This window comes from Pseudomonas sp. TWR1-1-3 (assembly GCF_049896805.1).
Taxonomy (GTDB): domain Bacteria; phylum Pseudomonadota; class Gammaproteobacteria; order Pseudomonadales; family Pseudomonadaceae; genus Aquipseudomonas; species Aquipseudomonas bubulae.
Map to the genome: position 1 here is coordinate 1,485,381 of NZ_JAFCUZ010000001.1, position 22,665 is coordinate 1,508,045.

General features: G+C 54.5%; 25 protein-coding genes and 1 pseudogene. 15 read left to right on the forward strand and 11 right to left on the reverse strand.

The genetic code is table 11. The annotated features are described in order from the left end of the window. Positions 1–14: 14 nt before the first annotated feature. From ACP7BE_RS06805 to ACP7BE_RS06815, 3 genes are all read right to left on the reverse strand, one after another. Positions 15–206, reverse strand: coding sequence for a PLDc N-terminal domain-containing protein (locus ACP7BE_RS06805; protein ID WP_016781476.1), 192 nt, complete (start codon positions 204–206; stop codon positions 15–17). Between the two features lie 84 nt (positions 207–290). Beyond that, a complete protein-coding gene (locus ACP7BE_RS06810; protein WP_095019565.1) occupies positions 291–821 on the reverse strand; it encodes a hypothetical protein in 531 nt (176 codons plus the stop codon). A 68-nt stretch (positions 822–889) separates the two neighbouring features. After that, positions 890–1,423: an ankyrin repeat domain-containing protein gene (locus ACP7BE_RS06815; protein WP_095002035.1), complete on the reverse strand. Its 534-nt coding sequence runs from the start codon at positions 1,421–1,423 to the stop codon at positions 890–892. Between the two features lie 292 nt (positions 1,424–1,715). Here ACP7BE_RS06815 and ACP7BE_RS06820 point away from each other — a divergent pair, with 292 nt between their 5' ends. Further along, entirely contained in the window at positions 1,716–1,994 is a 279-nt protein-coding gene (locus tag ACP7BE_RS06820) for a DUF3509 domain-containing protein (protein ID WP_095002036.1), read from the forward strand. Between the two features lie 83 nt (positions 1,995–2,077). Here ACP7BE_RS06820 and mtnC read toward each other — a convergent pair whose 3' ends face one another. From mtnC to aroC, 5 genes are all read right to left on the reverse strand, one after another. Then, entirely contained in the window at positions 2,078–2,761 is a 684-nt protein-coding gene (gene mtnC, locus ACP7BE_RS06825) for an acireductone synthase (RefSeq protein ID WP_240882309.1), read from the reverse strand. 9 nt (positions 2,762–2,770) lie between these two features. Continuing rightward, complete coding sequence (locus ACP7BE_RS06830) at positions 2,771–3,316, reverse strand: 1,2-dihydroxy-3-keto-5-methylthiopentene dioxygenase (RefSeq protein ID WP_095002038.1); 546 nt, start codon at positions 3,314–3,316, stop codon at positions 2,771–2,773. A 100-nt stretch (positions 3,317–3,416) separates the two neighbouring features. Beyond that, positions 3,417–4,037 (reverse strand): methylthioribulose 1-phosphate dehydratase, encoded by a 621-nt coding sequence (locus ACP7BE_RS06835; RefSeq protein WP_095027152.1) that lies wholly within the window; start codon positions 4,035–4,037, stop codon positions 3,417–3,419. After that, the gene (locus tag ACP7BE_RS06840) at positions 4,034–5,182 is read right to left on the reverse strand and encodes an MFS transporter (RefSeq protein ID WP_095002040.1); all 1,149 of its coding nucleotides are present in this window, start codon (positions 5,180–5,182) and stop codon (positions 4,034–4,036) included. Before ACP7BE_RS06840 ends, ACP7BE_RS06835 begins: the two co-directional genes overlap by 4 nt. 34 nt (positions 5,183–5,216) lie before the next feature. Then, positions 5,217–6,308, reverse strand: coding sequence for a chorismate synthase (gene aroC, locus ACP7BE_RS06845; RefSeq protein ID WP_095019567.1), 1,092 nt, complete (start codon positions 6,306–6,308; stop codon positions 5,217–5,219). 192 nt (positions 6,309–6,500) lie between these two features. Between aroC and ACP7BE_RS06850 the strand changes: the two genes are divergently transcribed. Together ACP7BE_RS06850 and ACP7BE_RS06855 are read left to right on the forward strand one after the other, a co-directional pair. Further along, positions 6,501–7,505, forward strand: coding sequence for an alpha/beta hydrolase (locus ACP7BE_RS06850; protein WP_095002042.1), 1,005 nt, complete (start codon positions 6,501–6,503; stop codon positions 7,503–7,505). A gap of 53 nt (positions 7,506–7,558) precedes the next feature. Beyond that, entirely contained in the window at positions 7,559–8,350 is a 792-nt protein-coding gene (locus tag ACP7BE_RS06855; RefSeq protein ID WP_095021343.1) for a hypothetical protein, read from the forward strand. A 66-nt stretch (positions 8,351–8,416) separates the two neighbouring features. Here the strand turns inward: ACP7BE_RS06855 and prmB are convergent, their stop codons facing one another. Continuing rightward, on the reverse strand, positions 8,417–9,325 hold the full coding sequence (gene prmB / locus ACP7BE_RS06860; protein WP_095002044.1) for a 50S ribosomal protein L3 N(5)-glutamine methyltransferase: 909 nt from the start codon (positions 9,323–9,325) through the stop codon (positions 8,417–8,419). A 273-nt stretch (positions 9,326–9,598) separates the two neighbouring features. On the opposite strand from prmB, the gene ACP7BE_RS06865 reads away from it, so the two are divergent. The 12 genes and pseudogenes from ACP7BE_RS06865 (at position 9,599) to ACP7BE_RS06920 (ending at position 20,646) form a co-directional block, all read left to right on the forward strand. Continuing rightward, positions 9,599–10,189 carry a cysteine hydrolase family protein gene (locus tag ACP7BE_RS06865; protein WP_095002045.1) on the forward strand — a complete coding sequence of 197 codons (591 nt, stop codon included), beginning with the start codon at positions 9,599–9,601 and terminating at the stop codon, positions 10,187–10,189. Between the two features lie 146 nt (positions 10,190–10,335). Further along, positions 10,336–10,656, forward strand: a complete 321-nt coding sequence (locus ACP7BE_RS06870; protein WP_095002046.1) for a hypothetical protein — start codon at positions 10,336–10,338, stop codon at positions 10,654–10,656. A gap of 63 nt (positions 10,657–10,719) precedes the next feature. Continuing rightward, complete coding sequence (locus ACP7BE_RS06875) at positions 10,720–11,277, forward strand: Smr/MutS family protein (RefSeq protein ID WP_095002047.1); 558 nt, start codon at positions 10,720–10,722, stop codon at positions 11,275–11,277. Positions 11,278–11,911: 634 nt separating this feature from the next. Continuing rightward, on the forward strand, positions 11,912–13,087 hold the full coding sequence (locus tag ACP7BE_RS06880) for an aminotransferase class I/II-fold pyridoxal phosphate-dependent enzyme (protein WP_426105258.1): 1,176 nt from the start codon (positions 11,912–11,914) through the stop codon (positions 13,085–13,087). Then, positions 13,074–13,514 (forward strand): hypothetical protein, encoded by a 441-nt coding sequence (locus ACP7BE_RS06885; protein ID WP_146541462.1) that lies wholly within the window; start codon positions 13,074–13,076, stop codon positions 13,512–13,514. Before ACP7BE_RS06880 ends, ACP7BE_RS06885 begins: the two co-directional genes overlap by 14 nt. A gap of 18 nt (positions 13,515–13,532) precedes the next feature. Continuing rightward, entirely contained in the window at positions 13,533–15,227 is a 1,695-nt protein-coding gene (gene asnB, locus ACP7BE_RS06890) for an asparagine synthase (glutamine-hydrolyzing) (RefSeq protein WP_426105261.1), read from the forward strand. Positions 15,228–15,229: 2 nt separating this feature from the next. Further along, positions 15,230–16,618: an MATE family efflux transporter gene (locus ACP7BE_RS06895; protein WP_426105263.1), complete on the forward strand. Its 1,389-nt coding sequence runs from the start codon at positions 15,230–15,232 to the stop codon at positions 16,616–16,618. Then, positions 16,615–17,829, forward strand: a complete 1,215-nt coding sequence (locus ACP7BE_RS06900; protein WP_426105265.1) for a saccharopine dehydrogenase family protein — start codon at positions 16,615–16,617, stop codon at positions 17,827–17,829. Before ACP7BE_RS06895 ends, ACP7BE_RS06900 begins: the two co-directional genes overlap by 4 nt. A 74-nt stretch (positions 17,830–17,903) precedes the next feature. Continuing rightward, complete coding sequence (locus ACP7BE_RS06905) at positions 17,904–19,316, forward strand: hypothetical protein (RefSeq protein WP_426105268.1); 1,413 nt, start codon at positions 17,904–17,906, stop codon at positions 19,314–19,316. A 61-nt stretch (positions 19,317–19,377) separates the two neighbouring features. Then, positions 19,378–19,605 (forward strand): annotated as a pseudogene (locus ACP7BE_RS06910) (site-specific integrase); the annotation flags it as partial. A 22-nt stretch (positions 19,606–19,627) separates the two neighbouring features. After that, a complete protein-coding gene (gene folE / locus ACP7BE_RS06915) occupies positions 19,628–20,173 on the forward strand; it encodes a GTP cyclohydrolase I FolE (protein ID WP_019826593.1) in 546 nt (181 codons plus the stop codon). A 101-nt stretch (positions 20,174–20,274) separates the two neighbouring features. Further along, positions 20,275–20,646: a glutathione S-transferase N-terminal domain-containing protein gene (locus ACP7BE_RS06920; protein WP_095002048.1), complete on the forward strand. Its 372-nt coding sequence runs from the start codon at positions 20,275–20,277 to the stop codon at positions 20,644–20,646. A gap of 169 nt (positions 20,647–20,815) precedes the next feature. On the opposite strand, the gene ACP7BE_RS06925 is transcribed toward ACP7BE_RS06920, so the two are convergent. Continuing rightward, the gene (locus ACP7BE_RS06925) at positions 20,816–21,418 is read right to left on the reverse strand and encodes a glutathione S-transferase family protein (RefSeq protein ID WP_095002049.1); all 603 of its coding nucleotides are present in this window, start codon (positions 21,416–21,418) and stop codon (positions 20,816–20,818) included. Between the two features lie 10 nt (positions 21,419–21,428). Then, entirely contained in the window at positions 21,429–22,595 is a 1,167-nt protein-coding gene (locus tag ACP7BE_RS06930; RefSeq protein WP_426105271.1) for a PLP-dependent aminotransferase family protein, read from the reverse strand. Positions 22,596–22,665 lie beyond the last annotated feature (70 nt).

The following is a 22,665-nucleotide window of genomic DNA, read 5'->3' on the forward strand; positions in this document are numbered from 1 at the left end:
CGCTGGCAAGCAGCTCAAATACGCACATTGCCCCGCGGCCCGGCGATGGCCCAAATCACCAGCCCCAGTACCGGCAGGAACAGAATCAGCAGCACCCAAAGCACTTTCGCGCCCGTCCCGGCGCCGCTTTTGATTACGTTGATGATGGCCCAGATATCCAGGGCCAGAATAATCAGACCGATCAGACCATTAAACGTTGAACCCATGATGACGCTCCCGAGTGAGTACTTGTGCTCATAGGATAGTCACCCGCGGCCAGGGTTCCGTTTTTTATTGCAGCAGCCAGGGTTTCAGACGTGGACGGCAACCTTGAGGGCTTCCAGCGATGGCGCAGCGGCGATGCCGACTTCGGCACACAGTTCCAGCACGCGCGGCACGTCATTGCCGTAAACCAGCACCACCTGGATTTCGTCGTCCAGCGGCTGGCTCAGATTGACCAGCACATAACCGCCCTGCTCCGGGCTCATGCTGCCCATCTGGATCTGGATGCGGTTGAGCGCGGTCAGCGCTTCGGTCTTGGCCAATTGCTTTGGCTTGATATTGAACGCTACATCAGGACCGAAAGAGGCGACGATCTGGGCAAACAGGTCCATCCAGGTATCGGCCTGGAACAACACCGTTTCCGGCAAGCTGCCCACCACAACCCATTCACCCAGCGGGATCGGGAAGCTGTCGTCGTAGTTGATGTCCGGGTTGGCAAGCAGAAATGCTGCCTGATCGGCGTAGGCTTGAGCCGCCTCGTCCGCGATGGAGGCGATTTCGTCGTCGCCCATGCACCCAGAGCTGATTTTGCTGATGAGTTCAACGAGAGTGGTTTTCATGGGCGAGGCCTGTCACAAGGAAAATTAAGGGCGCGCAGGATATATCAATTGCGCCCTTCAAGGGGCGATCAGCCCAACAGCTTCTCAAGTTGCGCCACGGTTTCGGCTGCGCCCATGGTCCTGGCGGCATCCAGGGCGGTGATGCCATTGGCGTCCTTGGCTTTTGGATCGGCGCCCTTGCTGATCAGGTAATCGATGATTTCCCCACGATTGAACATGGCGGCCATCATCAGCGCTGTACGGCCATCAAATGATGCGCCTTCAACTTGTGCGCCACCTTCAACCAGGGTCTTGACCATTTCCAGGTCGCCCTTGAAGGCAGCACCTGCAATCGGGCTCTGGCCATTGTCATTGCGGATCTCGGGGTCGGCATTGTGCTCAAGCAGCACCTTCACCGCTTCAACGTGGCCGTGATAGCTGGCCAGCATCAACAGGGTATCGCCCTTGTGGTTGCGCAAATTGGCCGGCAAGCCCTTGCTCAGCAAGGCTGCCAGCATTGCAGCATCACCATCCCGTGCCTTGTTGAACACCTGCTCGGCAAAGTCGGCGGCCTCTTCCGGGGTCATCTGGCGGCTCTGGTCTGCTGGCTTGTTCTCTGACATGTAAGGTTCCACCCTGGCTACAAAAAAAACCTAGTTTCCTGAGACGCAGACACGGTGTCACCCCTTTTTTGCTCAATGCACCCATAGGAACAATCAATCAGCTGTCTGAGCCTGATACCGACTGGGCAAAATGCAGGATGCACGATGGCCACTCATGCAAAATGCACGACAAATGCTTTTTGCATAAATTATAAGCCGTTGATTTATATGGGTTTTTTAAAAAAAGAATAGTGGCACAATCACTGCAATCTCTACTCCATACAAGCATTCAAGCGCTAATGGAGCTGAACATATGAGCCTGATCCAGGAAAAATTCGCATCGTTGTTCTCCAACCACACTGTCACCGTAAAACCCCGCCCGGATGGCGGCGTGCTGCTGACATTGTGTGATAACGAAGGCAAACAGACCCAGCGCACACTTTCTTACACGCAACTGCATACCGCCGAGGAACTGACCTGGGCCATCAGCGCGATTCGTCGTGACCTGGCAGGCACTGCCAGTGAATTGCCGACCATTTCGCTGCTGCAAAGCCAGCATCGTTTTGCCCTGCCGACCTATCACACCCGCTGAACCCAAGGGTAGTGCAAAGCAGTCCGCGATAGATAACGGCATGACTGTGGGAGCGAGCAGGCTCACTCCCACAGCAGTGTTATTCAAACTGCGGCAGGATCAATCTCGGCAAAACTGCTCACGGTTTTATGTCCCGCCAGTTCCCCACCCTCACGGGCCAGGCCGCAGGTCAGCATGCCGGCCGCCTGTGCAGCATCGAGTTCTTCAACGATATCCGACAAAAACAGGATCTTCCCGGCCGGGCAGCCTATGGCCTCGGTAATGTGGCGATAGGATTGCGCCTCACGCTTGGGCCCGGAGGTGGTGTCAAAGTAGCCACTGAACAGTGGCGTCAGGTCACCCGCCTCGGAACAGCCAAAAATCAGCTTTTGCGCCTGTATCGAGCCTGACGAGTAGACATACAGGTCATACCCTTTGGCATGCCACTCGCGCAGCGCTTCGACCGCGTCCGGGTAAACATGGCCCTTAAGCTCACCCGCGGCGTATCCCTGCTTCCAGATCATCCCTTGCAAGGCCTTGAGTGGTGTGGCCTTGCGGTCTTCGGCCAGCCATTGCTGGAGGATCTCGATGACCCGTTCGACATCGGCCTCAGGCTCGCCGCTATCCAGGCGTACTGCGCCCAGCTGCATGGCCACTTCAGGGTCTTCGGCATGCTCGCGCACAAACCCGGGCAGGTGTTTGGCCGCATACGGAAACAACACGTCAAATACGAAGCTGACAGCGCTGGTGGTGCCTTCGATATCGGTCAGGATGGCTTTGATCGGCATGGGAGATCCTTAGTCTTCGAGGCGCGGGAAGCGTTCAGCGATGTCTTCGCCGGTAAAGTTGGCAACCCAGCCTTCCGGGTTGTTGAACAGGCGGATGGCGACAAAATGCGGATGCTCACCCATGTCGAACCAGTGCGGCGTGCCTGCGGGTACAGAAATTAGATCGTTCTTTTCGCACAACACCGCATACACATAGTCGCCAATATGTAGCGTAAACAACCCACGACCGGCGACGAAAAAACGCACTTCATCTTCGCCATGGCGGTGCTCGTCGAGGAATTTGGCGCGCAATTCGGCTTTTTGCGGGTGATCGCTGTTGAGACTGATCACGTCCACGGTGACATAACCACCCTCGCTCATCAGCCGGTCAATCTGCACGCGATAGGCGTTGATCACTTCATCCTGACTGGCCCCCGGCTGGATCTGCGTGGCGGCCTGCCAGCGGTCAAAGCGCACGCCCTGCTCGGCCAGTGTTGAAGCGATATCATCAAAATGGGTGAGCACCTTGTTGGGGAGTTCCGGGCTCGATACGTGATAAACGGACAAACTGCTCATGGGGCGTGGTTCCTCGGCTTCGGCGCGCATTCGGCTTTTACAGGCCGTTCAGGCAGACCGTTCAAATCAGGGTGTGAGCTTCTTCACGGTGAAGTCAGCGTTAACGATTGAGTATTGCGCGAGCTTTCAGTTCGCATTCAAACAAAAACTCGAAGGCTTCGATCTGGCGCAAGGCGTCGCTCATGCGCGCGCCCCACGTGTAAAGGCCATGCCCGCGAATCAGATAGCCCACACAGTCCGGGTGGGCTTCAAGCCATGGCTGAACCTTGGCCGCCAGCCGCGCGATGTCTTGATCATTGTCAAAAATCGGCACCAGCACCCTGGACTCATGGGTCGAGACGCCACTGAAAGCCTTTTGCAGTTCGTAGTCTTCAAATTCAATGCTGTCGCCCGGCGTCAGGCGCGACAGCACCGTGGCATTGACCGAATGGGTGTGCAGCACCGCGCCAATTTCGGGGCGCCAGCTGTACAACTGGGTATGCAGCAGGGTTTCAGCGGAGGGTTTCTTGCCTGGTTCCAGGCTGTTGCCTGCCAGGTCAGTGGCAAGCACATCATCAGGTCCCAGCTGGCCCTTGTGCTTGCCCGACACCGTCAGCAGCGCCTGGCTGGCCGACAGCCGGGTGGAATAGTTGCTGCTGGTAGCCGGTGACCAGCCACGCGCATATAAAAAGCGCCCGGCTTCAATGATTTCCAGGCTCAGGTGTTCACGGGTAAGGCTCATGGCCTGTCCTCTTGCAGTCGGGTGGCAATGATAACGGCTGCAGCCAGCGCTGCGACGCTCGCCATACTAAAGGTGAAAGCGGGGCCCAGGGTGTTCCAGCTGTAACCGGAGTACAGCGCCCCCACGGCGCCACCGATACCGGCCAGCGTGGCGTACAGGGCCTGGCCCTGGCCTTGCTGGCCGGGACCGAAACTGCGTTGCACAAAGGTCATGGCCGAGGCATGAAAACTGCCAAAGGTGGCGGCGTGCAGCAGCTGCGCCAACAGCAACACCCACAGGTGCTCGGCAAAAGACCCCAGCAACAGCCAGCGCAAGGCAGCGAGGATAAAACTGAACATCAGCACCCGGCGCACGGAAAATTTCAGCAGGATACGGCGCATGGCCAAAAACATCAGCACTTCGGCCACCACTCCCAGGGCCCAGAGCAAGCCGATCACACCACGGCTATAGCCGAGGTGTTCCAGATGCAGAGTCAGAAATGTGTAGTACGGGCCGTGGCTCATTTGCATCAGCGCCACACAGGCATAGAACGCCAGCACGCCCGGGCTGAACAGTTGCTTCAAGAACCCGCCTTCCACCTGCTTGCGGCCCAGGCTGGAGGGCTGCGCATTGGGCACCCACAGGCTGCACAGCACAATGCCAGCCATGATCACGAGCAGCGCCACCGGGTAGATATCCAGGCTCAGCCATTCGAACAGGCGGCCCAGGATCACCACGGTAAGGATAAAACCGATCGAGCCCCACAAACGAATCTGACTGTAACGCTCAGGCTGCTCACGCAAGTGGGCAAAGGTAATGACTTCAAACTGCGGCAACACCGCATGCCAGAAGAACGCATGCAGCGCCATCACCAGCGCCAGCCAGGCATAGCTCTGGCTGACAAAGATCAGGGCAAAACTGCACAAGGTGCAGAGCGCACCCAGACGCACGATCAGCAGACGCTGACCGCTGTAGTCCCCCAACCAGCCCCACAGGTTGGGCGCAACGCAGCGCATCAGCATCGGGATGGCCACCAGTTCGCCAATACGCGCACTGGAAAACCCCAGGTGATTGAAGTACAGCGCCAGAAACGGCGCTGTGGCACCCAGCAAGGCGAAATAGAAAAGATAGAAGCCTGACAGACGCCAGTAAGGAAGTGTCGCCACGGCCGTCAGACCGTGACGCTCAACAATCCTTGCATTACAACTGGCCCAGTACGGGCGTGCTGACGCGTACGTCGGCGTTCTGGCCGCGATGACGCAACAGGTGATCCATCAGCACAATGGCCATCATGGCTTCGGCAATCGGCGTGGCACGGATACCCACGCACGGGTCATGACGACCCTTGGTAATCACGTCCACCGGATTGCCATGCACATCGATCGAGCGGCCCGGGGTGGTGATGCTCGAGGTTGGCTTGAGCGCCAGGTGGGCAACGATCGGCTGGCCAGACGAAATACCGCCCAGGATGCCGCCGGCGTTGTTGCTCAGGAAACCTTCAGGGGTCATCTCGTCGCGATGCTCGGTGCCGCGCTGGGCAACACTGGCAAAACCGGCGCCGATTTCAATACCTTTTACGGCATTAATGCTCATCAGCGCATGGGCCAGCTCGGCATCCAGACGGTCGAAAATCGGCTCGCCCAACCCCGGGATCACGCCTTCGGCGACCACGGTGATTTTGGCGCCAACCGAGTCCTGGTCACGGCGCAGTTGATCCATATAGGCCTCAAGCTCCGGCACTTTGTCCGGGTCAGGGCTGAAAAAGGCGTTTTGTTCAACCGAGTCCCAGGTCTTGAACGGGATTTCAATCGGGCCCAGCTGGCTCATATAACCGCGAATCACGATGCCTTGGGTGGCCAGGTACTTTTTCGCGATGGCACCGGCGGCCACACGCATGGCCGTTTCACGCGCCGAACTGCGCCCGCCGCCGCGGTAATCGCGCTCGCCGTACTTGTGGTGATAGGTGTAATCAGCGTGGGCCGGGCGGAACAGATCCTTGATCGCCGAGTAATCCTTGGACTTCTGGTCAGTGTTACGGATCAGCAGGCCAATGGCGCAGCCAGTGGTGCGGCCTTCAAACACCCCGGAGAGGATTTCAACTTCGTCGGCCTCCTGACGCTGGGTGGTGTGGCGGCTGGTGCCGGGCTTGCGTCGATCCAGATCACGTTGCAAATCTTCAAGGGACAGCTCCAGCCCTGGCGGGCAGCCATCAACAATGGCGACCAACGCCGGACCATGGCTTTCGCCAGCGGTGGTGACAGTGAACAGCTTGCCGTAGGTATTGCCGGACATGCAGGGCGCTCCGCGAAAATCAGCCGATAAAGTTCAGCCCAGGATCAGTTCAAGTCTTGTTGCAACACAACAGATGTTGAACAGATCCCAGATAACCAAAAGCGCCAGTATACGCAGGCTACCTCTGTAGTTCATCCTCGAACCTTACTCATCCGGGTTTGTCCAACCGGCACACTAGACAATGATGGCGCTATGATGCTGCGAATACTTTTATTAGCACTGACCCTGTTTGGCTTTGGCACCCAGGCCCTGGCGGCCCCGCCCTCCAATGTCTTGCTGCGGCCCATTGAGCTCGATACCGGCTCCGGCACGCTGTATGGCTCGCTGGTTTTGCCCAAGAGCGACAAGCCCGTACCCGTGGTGCTGATTATTGCCGGTTCCGGCCCGACTGACCGCGACGGCAACAACCCTATCGGCGGGCGCAATGACGCCCTGAAAAAACTGGCCTGGCGCCTGGCCCAGAGCAATATTGCCAGCGTCCGCTTCGACAAGCGCGGCATCGCCCAGAGCCAGCCTGCCGGGCCTGACGAGCAAAAGCTCAACTTCGATCAGTATGTGTCCGACGCCGTGGCCTGGGGCGAGAAACTCAAAAGCGACCCGCGCTTTGGCAAGGTGTTTGTGCTCGGGCACAGTGAAGGCGCAATGATCGCCAGCCTGGCAGCCCCACAAATCGGTGCTGCCGGCGTGGTTTCGATTGCCGGTACAGGGCGCCCGGTGGGCGTGCTGTTGCGCGAGCAACTGCAACGCAATCACCTGCCGCCTGCCCTGCTCAAGCGCAGTTTTGAGCTGATCAGCAGCCTGGAAGCCGGCAAGACCGACGACAAGGTGCCCAAGGATCTGCAAGTGATCTTCCGCCCCAGCGTGCAGCCGTACATGATCAGCCTGCTGCGCCATGACCCGGCAGCCGCTTTCGCCGCACTGAAAATGCCGGCCATGATCATTCAGGGCACCCACGACATTCAGGTAGAGGTCAAGGATGCCCGCCTGCTCAAGGCCGCCAAGCCCGATGCCGTACTGACACTGATCAATGGCATGAACCACGTGATGCGCATCGTGCCAATGGACATGAAGCGCCAGGTGCAGTCCTATAACGACCCCAATCAGCGTTTGGCAGGCGAACTGGGCGATCGAACTGTGCGCTTTATCACGAAAGTCAATGCGGGCCAGCCCTACAGTACTGCGCATAACGGCCGATAAACCGGTGTCGGCCGTCTTTGCTTGGCTGACATCCAGCACAGGATCGAGCCGTTATGAGCGACACCCCAACACAACCCGCCGGGCCCGAGGCACCGGAAGTGCCCGAGGCCCCGCCGCTGCCTTGGGCCGATGTGCAGCCCGAGCATTTGCGCATGCTGCGCCTCGCCCCCCTGCCCACTGACCGCAACACCGGGGCACGGCCGTTACGCTTTGTGCAGTTTGGCCACGCCACACGCCACAGCAAAGACCTCAGCCTGCTGCGCATGACCATCACCCTGCCGGGCCAGCGCGTGCGCAGCGAACAGAACCAGCTTGACCTGTGGGTCGACCATAGCACCCACCGCGTGCGTTTCAGCCCTGAGCGCGGTTTGCAAGTTGAACCGGCGAACCGCGGGATCGGCCGTTTTCTGCTGGCTCAGGCCGCGTTGTGGGCGCAGAAAAAATGGTCGCACTACCGCGTTGACGGCACCGACCTGGCCAGCCGGGACGCCCTGAATGAAGACAGCCGCCTGCGCCGCGATCATGTTTTGCGGGTGCAGGGCTTTGATGTGGTGTATGCCGACGCCCAGTTTCTCAAGGCACGGATCGAAGACGTGCAAGTGGGCGAGTTGCTGGACAGCTGGAATGGCGAAAAGCTTCAGTTCCTCGACATTCTTGAGACTGCGCAAATGCTCCAGCAAGCCGAACAGAACTTGCAGGAACAAGAGGTAAAACTGCGGGAAAAAGAAGAAAAACTCGGCAGGTACCAGCGCGAAGAAATGGGCCTGCGCTTTACCATCACCTGCCTGGTAGCCTTTTCGGTGTTCCAGGCAGGGTTGTTGATCTGGATTGCGACCCACCGTTAGCACAGCGGCTACCGACAAACTTCAACCCTGGGAGCGAGCCTGCTCGCGAATGGTCTACACCCGCTATCAGACCCGCGAAGCGAACAGCGCCTGATGTTCGCGGCACTGCTCGGCGGTCAGCATGAAGACACCATGGCCCCCGCGCTCAAAATCAAGCCAGGCGAAGTCGACTTCCGGGTACAGCGATTCAACATGTATCTGGCTGTTGCCCACCTCAACGATCAGCAGGCCCTTTTCAGTCAGGTGATCCGCCGCTTCGGCCAGCATCCGCCGTACCAGGTTCAGGCCGTCGTCACCACAGGCCAGCCCCAGTTCAGGCTCGTGCTGATACTCGGCAGGCATATCGGCAAAGTCTTCAGCATCGACATACGGCGGGTTGGACACAATCAGGTCAAAACGCTGGCCCGGCAAGCCATCAAAACCGTCGCCCTGTACGGTGTACACGCGTTCGTCAACGCCGTGGCGCTCGATGTTCTGGTTGGCCACTTCAAGGGCCTCAAAGGACAGGTCAGCCAGTACCACTTCGGCGTTCTGGAACTCGTAGGCACAGGCGATGCCGATACAGCCCGAACCGGTACACAGGTCAAGAATGCGTGCAGGTTCAGCGCCCAGCCACGGTTCAAAACGCTTTTCAATCAGCTCACCGATCGGCGAGCGCGGAATCAGCACGCGCTCATCGACGATAAACGACATGCCGCAGAACCAGGCCTCACCCAACAGATAGGCCGTGGGCACGCGCTCTTCGATACGGCGCTTGAGCAGATGTTGCAGGTTGACCAGCTCATCGTCTTCAAGGCGACAGTCGAGATAGCTATCGGCAATTTCCCACGGCAGGTTCAGCGCACCCAGCACCAGTTGACGGGCTTCATCCCAGGCATTGTCGGTACCATGACCAAAGAACAGATCTTCCCCATGAAAGTGGCTAACGGCCCAGCGAATATGGTCGCGCAAAGTGCGCAGGCGGGAAGTGATCAATGGTCTTACTCCTCAAAATCGATTGGCGATTCTAACAGCCAAACTCCGACGCGCCAAAGGTGAGCCGGACGACTACACGTGACGGCGTTTCAAAAAGTAAGACCGTGTACAATAAAAACCTGAAATCGCTCCATTTTGTACATTTTATGGCTACAACATATTTGCTTGACATCGCTACAGGCCAGCAACCACAAGGCCTGCACGACTAGTCATTCACATAAACGCTCCGCCAGTGGAGAATGTCGCAAAAGCCCCATTCAAAGGAGCCCCCGAATGCCCGCTTTAAAGACGATGTTTCAACTCACAGGACGTGGCTATGCCGCAGCCAATCTGAGCAACGCCAGCCTGCTGATCATCGATGCGCAAAATGAGTACTTGAGCGGGCCATTGGCCCTTTCCGGCATGGACGCGGCCACCGCCAACATTGCCCGTCTGCTTGAAGCTGCCCGCAAGGCAAAGCGCCCGGTCATCCATATCCGTCACCTGGGCACCGTTGGCGGTATGTTCGACCCTCAGGGCGAGCGTGGCGCCTTCATCAAGGGCCTGGAACCACAGGGTGATGAGCAGATTATCGAGAAGCGCATGCCCAACGCATTCAACGACACCGGGCTGCAAAAGGCCCTGGAAAACCTCGGCTCGCTGGATGTGATCGTCTGCGGCTTCATGAGCCACTCCAGCGTCAGCACTACCGTGCGTGCGGCCAAGGACTACGGCTTGCGCTGCACCCTGGTGGAAGACGCCTGCGCCACCCGCGACCTGCCGACCGCGGACGGCATTATCAGCGCCGAGCAAGTGCAAAAAGCCGAAATGGCCATCATGAACGACAACTTTGCCACCCTGACGTTGACCCAAAACCTGATTTGATCTGAACCGGACGTTGACGGGCGGCCCCTGCAACCGCCCATCCCGGACCAGCTCCAGCCTGCGGGCGCTTTCCTATTTCACTACACTCAGGAACAACCTGACGAAGTCCCTGTCGAAGGGCCGATACCCTTTAAGGAAAGATCGGAATGAAGATCTCCGATGGTTTTGATGCTCGGCGTTTGCGCCCCAAGGCTCATCGCGACTGGCGCTCGCGCCTGGTACTGATGTTTGCAGCGCTGCTGGCACTGCTTGGCATGCTGTTGCTGTTGGCGGGTGCCGCCAGCCTGATTGGCCATCCAACGGCACTGGGCGAGCTCAATGCCAGCCCCGCAGGTGCAACACTGGTGTTGGTGTCCGGCCTGTTGGTGTGCTGGCTGGGGGTATGGATGTGGCGTCGACGCCGGCGCCTGATGCGCAAGCCATTTGGCCTGAACATGGCCCCGCACCTGATGAAAAAACACGACTGACGCATATCCGCCGCCCGATTGTCGTCGACTTGGGTAAACTGGCAGCCCTTCGCGGAGGCTGACATGCAAGACGACGATTTTTCCCTGTTCAAAAACGAGATTCGCGGTGTCAAACCGATCAAGCATGATCGTGCCGACACCGGCAAACCCAAGGCTGACCGGGCGCAGCTGGCCAAGTTGCGCCAGAACGCCATTGTGCGCACCAACGCGACCATCATCGACGGCCTGTCAGACCAGTTTGTGATTGATGTTGGCCCCGAGGACCAGCTGAGCTGGGCCCGTGACGGCGTGCAGGAAAGCCAGATGCGCAAGCTCAAGCTGGGGCAGATCGCCTTTGAAGGCAGCCTTGACCTGCACGGCATGACCGTTGAAAAGGCCCGCGAAACCCTTTGGGAATTCCTCGGTGAAGCCGTGCGCCTTGAAGTACGTTGCGTGCGCGTTACCCACGGCAAGGCCGTGCGTCTGGACGGCAAGCGCCCGATGATCAAAAGCCACGTCAACACCTGGCTGCGCCAGCACTCACAGGTACTGGGCTTCTGCTCCTGCCAGGCCAGGCATGGCGGCGCCGGCGCGGTCTATGTGATGCTCAAGCGCACCATGATGGAGGGGCGTGACGAGTAACCCGAGGAGTCACCGTGCCTGCCGCTCCTCCCCGCACGCACCCATCTCTCCATTTTAACGCGTTAATGTTGTGCAACCACGAAACATTGTTTGCACAACTTTAGCTTGCGCGAATTTCGCCCCCCCTCCTACGCCATCAGATCGAAATAATTTCGATCAATAACGATGAATTTGGCCAGCTTGCCCACCGCGATCGAACAGGTGGCCATAGCAAACCTAACGCGCTCCAGTAATGGAGTAAGCCTCAAGATGATCAGCAATACTGTTGCATTTCAGCCGCGCGACCTCCTACTCATACAGCCACTTATCGTCAAGAATTTTATATACAATATATCAGCTACATCAGCGCGCAACAAACATCAAACATCAAACAACGCATACTTAATTAATGTTTCAACTCACTACAAATACATTTCAAAGGACGCAAACAACAAAGAAACCCACCTCCACTCCTGCAACATTTTCTTATGACAACTCCATATGACAACCCTCTAACTCTCATTACACTAAGCCCCGCAGCCACTCAATCAAACACAACCAGATACTTATGCCCGACACTGTCCGACACTAAGGAATCCAAGGAATGAAACCTTAAAAAGCAATAACACCACTGCAAACACCCTTAGGAGCTTCCATGCTACAGCAACTCACAGATTACGAACTTCTAGGAATAAAAGGCCATTACAACCTCTCCGACGGGCATGCATACCATGATATCAATGAGACATTCCCTAGCTTCCCTAACCAGCTATCAGAGGTCTGGAGAGACAGTGAGTTGACCAAGGTCAACATTGCCGAGCAGCGCTTCAAAAATGCGTTTGCTAAATTGATAAATTCAGAAACACTAGAACTCAGCCACTGCTACAAAATCTCACCTACAGCATCGAACTCCATCGACCTGGTTGCCGCATATCTCGCCATCGAAGCGCCCCGTGTACTGCTGATAGAACCGACGTTCGACAACCTAGCTTTACTGCTACGGCGTCGCGGCTGCTTGCTACAGCCCCTTGATGAAACACTCTTTCGTAACGCACTCAATACTCAAGTATTGGCTTCACTGTTTGATGAACTTCATTTCGATACGGTATTTCTTGTCACACCGAACAATCCAACGGGAATGACAATCGAACCCGAGCATTTAACGCTCATCGTAGATTATTGCGCACAGCGAAAAAAAACATTAGTCCTGGATACCACATTCAGAATGTACGCCTTACATCAACATGATGAACGCGCATATTTAGTACACAGCGGCTGCCAGTACTTCATCATTGAGGACACGGGCAAAACATGGCCAACACACGACCTAAAAGCCAGCCTTATCAGTTACTCTGAAGGCTGCGCTCGCCTATTCGAAACCATCTACGACGAAGTCTATCTATGCCACTCTCGATTCGCAATGCTGCTGTTCGAATCTCTGTTCGAGCACACTCGACATACGGGGATCGCCACAAGTATCCATGCCCCCGTGAATAACCGCCACACCTATCTGATCGATAAGTTATCGAGTTCCATCGTACAACCCAAAACGGAAAGAACGCACGCAACCCTACCTTTGGAGTGGTTCGAATTGAAAACGAACAACCAGGTTTCGGATATAGATGTCGTCAACCACCTTGCAAATAAAGGTGTACATGTGCTGCCGGGAAGGTTTTTCTACTGGAGCAAAAAAAGACCACCATATACAGCATTCCGCGTCTCACTCTCTCGTCAATACTCAATATTTCATACCAGTGTCGATAAATTAAAAACCGCCATTAACCAACTCGAAGACGAGTACGTCAAACAGGTGCCCAATGTATTCACCTAAATTATTCCCCAGACTGACATGCCCGCCAACAGGTTTTGAACAAGCCGACATCGTCGTAGAACCACTTTCAATATCCCATGCAATCATTGACTTTGAGGCCGTCTATGCTAGCCGACAAATGCTTAACGCACGATACAAAACGCCTAACCACTGGCCGCTAAATATTACGTTGCATGACAACTTGGTCGATTTAGGCTGGCATGAAAAAGAATTCCGCGACGAATCTTCATTTGCCTACACCATTACCAACCAAAGCAGAAGCAAATGTTATGGATGTATCTATATCATCCCGATAGAGTCACGACCCACGCTTTCATTCTGGCTACGCTGTGATGGTGAATCCCCTTTGGACGAAGCATCATTCAAAGTTCTAATTCGTGATTGGCTGGCCAGCGCATGGAAAGGCCACGAAATAAATATAATGTAAAGCCACTAGGACAAACAAATGTGCGGCCTGTTCGCTACCTATTTAAAAAATATCGACACGCAAGTTACTGACCGACTCAACCTCCGCGGATTGCGCAGCCTCAAACATAGAGGCCCGGACCGACAAGGCTACTTTTCGACTCAGGACGGCAACGTCTTTCTCGGTCATAGCCTGTTGTCGGTATCGACCCAACATGCTGATGAAGGCAAACAACCCATTAGAACGAATAAGTGGGTCATGGTGTACAACGGGGAGATCTATAACCACCGACATCTTAGGGAAAAACTCACAGCTCTCGGCATCTTTTTCGAAGGAGACTCAGATACCGAAACCTTGTTGCGCGGTATCGATCATCTTGGCTGGGCATTCCTGGACACAGTGGAAGGTTGCTGGGCCCTTGTAGCCTACGACCTGAATTCCGGAAGGCTTTTCTTCTCACGCGACCCGCTCGGAGAAAAGCAATTGATATATACAGTTAACCGAGACGGTTTGACACTTGCATCTGAAGCCAAGGCAATTCGAGCAGTGCGTGGGCAGCTAGAACTCAACAACGAACGGATATTCTCGGACCTTATTTTCGACTTTTTCTCGAATCGGGAATCAACTTATTTTAGAAACCTTAATAATTGCATCCCTGGAAAGGTGTATCAATATGATCAATTCTCGGAGGCACCAAAAATAGTTCATACCATACGCTTGGTATCAAAAAGTCCAGATTACGCTTTGAGACGAAAACTGGCAAATGCCGTCAGCTCTATGGTTCCCGAACATCACGACCACGCCTTGGTTTTATCAGGGGGCTTGGACAGTGGCATTATTGCAAGCCTGCTCAAAACCGAAATGCAGGACAAACCTTTTACAGCTATTACCGCTGCCTATCTCGACAGCGACAATGAAGACCTGCGTTATGCCAAGCATCTGGTCAATCATTTAGGCCACATCAATCATCATGTACTGCATATTGGCGCGACAGATATTGAGGATCACTTCGAATCGGTGCAGTACGCCCTTGAAGAACCCTTGCTCGATCAGGTGTATGTCACGCAATACCTGATATACAAGCACCTATCAAATCTGGGCCTGCGGGTTGCGCTTAACGGCCAGGGCGCTGACGAATTTTGGGGAGGCTATTATTACCACTACAACCTTCAAAAATTCTACAGTACAGCAGATCACGAGCGAGTCATTAATCATTTTCAACTTATCGCCGAACGAAGAGGCATTCACAACCTGCTCACCCAGCTCGAGATCGAAACAATTATCCAACATAACCTTGAGTTTCGCTGGAGCCATATAGATACCTTACAAAGCATTCTGATGGAAGGGCATTTGCAAGCGATGCTCAGCCATGAAGACAAACTATCAATGGCGTCTGGAGTAGAGGTGCGTCTACCATTTTTGAATCAAGATCTGGTCGTGCATGCGCTCAATCTCTCTACTGAGGAAAAAATTTACCAAGGTATCGAAAAAACACCGCTTCGGGCTGCCATGAAAGGTATTTTGCTCGACAATATTCGACTGCGCCGCAAGCAAGCGTTCCCTGACGCTCCGAAAGCCGCCTACATGAAATTGCCCTTGCTGCAACACTTGGCGCCAACCAACAGTTTCTTTTCTAAAAGTGATATCAAACATCTTGCGCAGGCCACTCCTGCCATGGAGTGGCGGATGAACGCGGTCAACGCCTTTTCAGGTGCCTTCACCAAGGGAGTGTGAGCGTGGACGTCAACGCAAGCGAAATTCTAAGAAGAGCGATACCCCTCGGCCTTGCCAATATGTCCGTAGTACTCATGCCCCTGCTCGACTCAGTGATGCTGGGGCAATACGATATATACAGCATGGCATCCGGCGGACTGGCAATGCAGATCTATCTGGTTCTGTTCATGCTGGGCGAAGGTATCGTGTTCGGCTTCGGACCAATCTATGGCCGGTATCTCGACACAAGCGACAACCGGAGGATGGCCAGCAGTAAACTTGCTGTCTATATTTTGCTCACGGCTTTCGCAGTCATTGCATTCGTTATTCTGCTAGGAGGACCACAGATACTCCTGAGTCTGCAACAATCTCCCAGCCTGGTGGAAGAGTCACGGGGTTATCTGGTTTTGCTAGGCTTGTCGCTGCTACCAAACCTGTTGTTCATCCACTATTGGGAAATACTCGCCTTCCACGATAAAGGCAAATGGGTTGTTGTTGGCGCTGTGATCCAGTTGATCAGCAATGTTGCTCTCAACTACTTGTTGATCTACGGCACATGGAGAACACCACCGTTAGGGCTGTTAGGTGCAGGGATAGGAACCTTGATAGCGTCATTGGTCGCTGCCGCAGTGCTCTACCTGCTCATGTCCCGACATACAGCCAGCCCGCAAAGCCACCTGACACGAGATTTTTTAACCTTCCGGACATCATTGTATCCGCACATGGTTGAGGTGCTGAAAATAGGCATACCGATCGGTTTGAGTATCATTAGTACGGTTGCCTTTTTATCCGCATCCGTGCTTCTGATGGGATGGTTCAGCGAGCAATCACTTGCCGCACACCTCGCGACACTTCAAATAAACGAACTGATTGTTGTGTTCATTCTGGGTTTCAATGAATACTGCGCCATGCATGTTTCATCCCATATCAGCACCGCGACGGGGCGTACACTGCGGAGATTTCTTTTTAAAGTAACAATGACTGCACTCAGTTTCATCTTAGCACTACTAACGCTGATGTATCTCGTCCGATTTAGTCTCTTCTCTCTTTTTCTTGGCCCTTTAACCGATATCACTCAGCCGTTTTATAACGACATGAATGAATTTTTTTCATTCTCTCTCCCCTTTTTGTTGATCGATGCTTTTATCCTGTTACTCACAGGCATTCTAAGAGGTTGCGAAATTACCCGCTGGCCGTTGCTATTCAACCTGACAGGCTTCTGGTTATTTGGTTTGACCTCCCAATTATTGCTGATCAAATACTACCCTACAAACCCGGTAGTGGTCTGGATTGGTATGCAAATAGGATTTATTGCTACTGCAATAGCCTTGATAGTTTTTTTCTTGAAATACAGTGCCGTAAGTCACGACCCGTGGCGAATGGCATATCTCAACAAGAAGGAACCACTGTGAACATCAATACCGCAAATATAGTCGTCATCGGCATGGGCACTGTTGGCAAAGTTCTGGCTTGCGCGTTCGCCAAAAAACGCAAAACACATACCTACAACCTTCACCTGATAGGCCGAACGGAGCAGTCGACTTCTGATATTACTGCACGCATTGTAAGTTTATATGGACTAAGCCCGCAACGCCATTTTTGCGATGCCAAGCAGACCGACGCGCTGATTGAAACACTCCGCAAGATTGGCCCCCATATCGTCGTCAATGCTGCCACACCCGACACACATATCAGTGTTATGCGCGCCTGCCTCCAAGTCGGAGCACATTATATAGACACAGCCGTGTTCGAGATGCCTGAGGACTTCAACGTACCTGCACCTTGGTACTCACATGAGCTTGCGCTACGCGAACAATTTCAGCAAAAAGGTTTGACCGCGATTCTTTCCATTGGCTTTGATCCAGGCGTGGTCAACGTTTTCTGCGCCAAAGTGCGTAAAGACTATCTTGACACTATAGAGTCAATCGATATTCTCTGCGCGAATGCGGGCACTCACAATCAATTCTTTGCCACTAACTTTAACGCCGCAGTAAACCTCAAAGAATTGTGTGAAGACACGGGTTACTGGCAACACGGTGCATGGCACTCATCCCCACCCTTTACGCGGAGCATGGAGTTCAACTTCCCGACTATAGGTGTACAAAAACTTTACTCGGTCGGGCATGACGAAGTTCACTCGCTGTCCATGAACATACCCGAAGCGAAGATCGAATTCTGGATGCGCGTCGGGGACGAGTTCAGGGCAACGTTCGACGTACTGAAAAAAGTAGGATTATTATCGCTGAAACCTATTGAACTGGGAATGGAAGCTATTTCACCGCTGGACTATCTGGCGAAAGTTTTGCCCTCTGCGCAAACATTTGCCAATGAGTACCGGGGAACAGTATGTGTGGGAGCTTTGATAAGTGGCACCAAGGATGGAATATCTAAAACGATCTTCATGCATAGCGTATGCAATCACGAAGATTGTTACAGCGACCTCGAAACCCAAGTGACTGCCTATACGACCGCTCTGCCCGCCATGGCCGCGACCCTGTTGATTCTTGGAGGAGAATGGGATGTCGGAACCATGGTCCATCCGGAAGAATTACCTCCCGACCCATTTCTCAACGAGATTCGCGAATTGGGTCTTGAGTGGCGCGCCACATATATATCGCATTGACTGGAGCACATACCGGATCCAAAACCTGTTGAACACTGCGCCACTTCGTACTCGTACGACATAAGGAAGTCTCATTGAAAAAGCTAGACACTCAATCATTCACCTTTGGCCTTGAATCCATCCATAATAACTCACGCATGACCCTTCAAGAAGACTGCTATGACACGCTTGAAATCCAGCAGCATATTCATCAGCTTTGGCATAAAGAACGTAACACTCTGATCGCCAGAAGTTTTTGGTCCGACGCACAGAAAAAAGAGTACGCACTACAACATTTGTCCGCGGTAGTCGATTATGCCTTTAACCAGATTCCCTTTTATCATGACTATTACCAGGCCAGTGGCTATGAAACCGGAGCACTCAGATCGCTGACTGACTTTGAGTCAATCCCCGTTCTAAACAAAAACATCTTGAGGAGCGTGCAAACCAAAGACTTCCTGCCTCGTCACTTACCCGAAAATGCGGCCAATATATTTTGGTCCAGCACTTCGGGTTCCAGCGGGGTTGCTTTACCCATTCTTAGCGACTTAGACTCGGTATCTTTCAATTCCCTGACCTACTATCGGATGTTCCAACGTCTAGGCGGCAATGCGTTCAGCACTGATCGATGGATCTACAATGTCCACCATATAAGGAGCTGGGTATCTTCCCTATCTGGCGATTACCCGACATTTACATTGAATGATATTGCAAACATCGACGAGTTTGTCCTGCACCTGGAGCATCTTCGCCCCATACTTTTGAACCTCCTACCAAGTTACTTGCCTCTGCTTGAACCTTACGCCTGCAGAATTGCCCGCCTTGAGTTAAAAGCTATCATTACTAATTCGGAAGCAAGTTCCCATCATGAGCGGGAATATTTCTCATCTCTATATCAAACACCTGTACTTGATGAATATTCATCAGAAGAAGTCGGGATTATTGCCTTGGAATGCCCTTTCCGACATTACCACCCGGAATTCGACTATACCCATGTCGAACTCAAAGACCTTTCAAGCGCGGGCTCGTCAGGCTTGGCAACTGTCTATTGCACTGATTTCATGTGTCGAACCATGCCATTTATCCGCTATGACCATGGAGACATCGTTACAGTAGCTGGAAATGATTCAAGCCTTTGCAAATGCGGCCAACACGGACGAACAATCGAACGGATCGACGGGAGAAAGGATGATTGCCTCAAAACGCTCAGCGGCCATTACGTTCCAACCGCCGTCGTTACGAATACCTTGGACAGCTTTTTCAATGCTGACCCCAACGTATCTGCATTCCGATTGATTCAACGCGCCACACTCACCGACTTCATATTCATGTATACGGGAGCCAGTACCGAGCAGTTATCCCCCGCCCTTGCTGCCTTCCAGGAACAACTGCAGGTTTTGCTGAAGGTGAGTATCCATTTGAAAATCGAGAGGGTTGATGTGTTACCGGATACCCCAAGCTACAAACGCAAGAAGGTCATTTCCCAAGCTCAGGAGGCAGCTCAATGACAGCTGCAACTTACCCTTGCGCATGAGGCCTGGCTCTTCACCCGTAGCCGAGAAAATGTGGATCACTGCGTGCAGACAATACAACTGCCGCCATTCCTACGCTACCATGTGCCTCATGGCAGGCATGAACCCTGCGTTTATCGCCAATCAGCTAGGTCACAGCGTACAAATGTTGCTTTCAACGTATGCTAAATGGCTAAATTCCAGCACAGACTGGAGCGAGCTCGGGAAACTCGAAAACAGCATGATTGGTACAAAATTGGTACGACCCGACGAGGTGCCACTCTGAAACCCGCATGGAATATAGCCCTGTGACACTGGAACAAAACTACACCGCGATCCTCGGTCAACTCGGCGAAGACGTTTCCCGTGAAGGCCTGCTGGATACGCCAAAGCGTGCCGCCAAGGCCATGCAGTACCTTTGCCGCGGCTATGAACAAACCCTGGAAGAAGTCACCAACGGTGCCTTGTTCAGCTCAGACAACAGCGAAATGGTGCTGGTCAAGGACATCGAGTTGTACTCGCTGTGCGAACACCACCTGCTGCCGTTTATCGGCAAGGCCCATGTCGCCTACATTCCGAGCGGCAAAGTGCTGGGCCTGTCGAAAGTGGCGCGTATTGTCGATATGTATGCCCGTCGCCTGCAGATCCAGGAAAATCTCAGTCGCCAGATCGCCGACGCCGTGATGCAAGTCACCGGCGCCCTGGGCGTGGCCGTTGTGATCGAGGCCAAGCACATGTGCATGATGATGCGCGGTGTCGAGAAGCAGAACTCGTCGATGATCACTTCGGTGATGCTGGGTGAGTTCCGCGAAAACGCCGCCACGCGCAGCGAGTTTCTCAGCCTGATCAAGTAACTGCGGCACAGAAAAAACCGGCGTTTATCGCCGGTTTTTTTTCGCCTGCACAATTTCAGGTAAGCTGCGTCCCTTATTAATTTGCCCATGAGGCTTTTACTGTGTTTATCAAAGCGCTTCGCGTAGGCCTGGGTCAGCTCATTATCGCTGGCGATTTCGTGACACGTCCAAGCAAAAAGCAGCGCCCTGCCGCCGCTCAGGCGCAGGTCGACCAGGCTGCCAAGGGCCTGACCCTGTTTCAGTTCCACGCCTGCCCTTTCTGTGTAAAAACGCGCCGCACCCTGCGCCGCCTGAATGTGCCAGTGGCCCTGCGTGACGCGAAGAACAACGAGCAGGATCGCCAGACCCTGCTGGAGCAAGGGGGCAAGATCAAAGTGCCTTGCCTGCGCATCGAAGAAGGCGGCAAAACCACCTGGATGTATGAGTCCAAGGTGATCATTGACTACCTGAACCAGCGCTTTGCCAACGTTTAAGGCCATCCCCCGGTCTACCCTCCCTGTGGGAGCGAGCCTGCTCGCGAACGACCTTCGCGAGCAGGCTCGCTCCCACAGTTGAAGTTTCCTTCAGACCTCGTCAGCGGCTACAGAATGTGCGCACAAAAAAAACCGGCACTTGGCCGGTTTTTTTAAAGGGGCGATTTGCTCAATCGAGCATTCCCACATGCCGCGGATGGCTGGCCACCCGCGCCAGCCACGCCTGAATACCCGGGTAGCCGCTCAGGTCAAACCCGCCCTGATGGGCCACATGGGTATAGGCATACAGCGTCACGTCGGCGATCGAGTATTGCTCACCCACCAGATACGGCGTGCGCGTGAGCTGTTGCTCCATCACGTCCAGCGCCTTGTAGCCACGCTTTTGCAGCTTGCGGTATTCCTCAAGGCGCTCTTCGGGTAGCCCCAGGTAAAACTGGATAAAGCGCGCCACCGCAATATAAGGCTCATGACTGTACTGCTCGAAAAACTGCCATTGCAGCACTTGCGTGCGCAAACGCGGTTCGGTCGGCAAAAACTCGCTGCCGTCGGCCAGGTAGTTGAGAATCGCGTTGGACTCCCACAGGCACGTACCGTCTTCCAGCTCCAGCACCGGCACTTTGCCGTTGGGGTTTTTCGCCAGAAACTCCGGGGTCTCGGTTTCACCCTTGAGAATGTCCACGGCAAACCACTGATACTCAAGCCCCAGCAAATGCAGCATCAGCTTGATCTTGTAGCAGTTGCCCGAGTTGTAATCGCCATAAACCTTGAGCATTGCGCCTCCTTCAGGCCGCCTGGGCAGCCTGGGCCTGACGAATCACGTTGGCCAGACGCTTGAGGCCTTCATGCAGACGCGCCGGGTCAATATGGCTGAAGTTCAGGCGCAGGCTGCCCACGTTCTGGTCCGGGTTGGCGAAGAACGGCTCGCCAGGCATAAAGGCCACGTTCTGTTCCAGCGCAGGCTTGAGCAAAGTGCGGGTATCGAACGGTTGCTTGAGGGTCAGCCAGAAGAACAAACCGCCCTGGGGCACATGCCAGTCAGCCAGATCCGAGAAATGCTCTTCCAGCGCCAGCTGAAAACCGTCACGGCGCACGCGGTAGAAATCACGCAGTTCGGCCAGGTGATTACTCATTTTCTCGGTGCCGATCCACTGCAAGGCTTGCCACTGGCCAACGCGGTTGGTGTGCAGGTCAGCCGATTGCTTAAGGCGCAGCAAGTGCGGGTACAGGTCAGGGCTGGCAATCAGGAAACCGACGCGCAGGCCCGGCAACAGGGTCTTGGACACCGTGCCGGTATAGATCCAGCTGGCTTTTTTCAGGCGGCTGACGATCGGTGTGGCGCTGCCGCCGTCGAAGTTCAGCTCGCGGTACGGCTCGTCTTCGATCAGGGTCACGCCGAACTCGTCGAGCAAGGCAGCAACCGCGTCGCGCTTGGTTTCGCTGTAACGCACAGCAGACGGATTCTGGAACGTCGGGATCAGGTAGATGAACGCCGGGCGGTGTTTTTCCAGCTGCACGCGCAACGCAGCCAGATCAGGGCCATCAGCTTGCAGCGGAAACGTCAGGCATTCGGCACCGAACAATTGGAAGATTTGCAGCGCCGCCAGGTAGGTCGGTGCTTCGAGCATGATTTCGGTGCCCTTGTCGATATACAGCTTGGCTGCCAGATCAAGCGCCTGCTGCGAACCGCTCAACACCATCACCTGGCTGGCGTCGCAATTAACCCCCAGTGCGCGAGCCTCTGCAGCCAGTACTTCACGCAGTGCCGGCTCACCTTCGCTCATGCCGTACTGACCCATCGAGGCAGGCATATCGGTCCAGTCGACCTTGGGCAGCATGGCCTCGGCCGGTAGCCCGCCAGCGAAAGACATGACTTCCAGACGTTGGGCCGCAGCCAGAATTTCACGAATCAAGGAGCTTTTCAGGCGGGAAACACGTTCGGAGAAGGCCATACAGATCACCGGTAGCGGAAGTAATTGGAAATAAGTCAAACTGTTTGACCGAAACTACGCCGCGAACCCT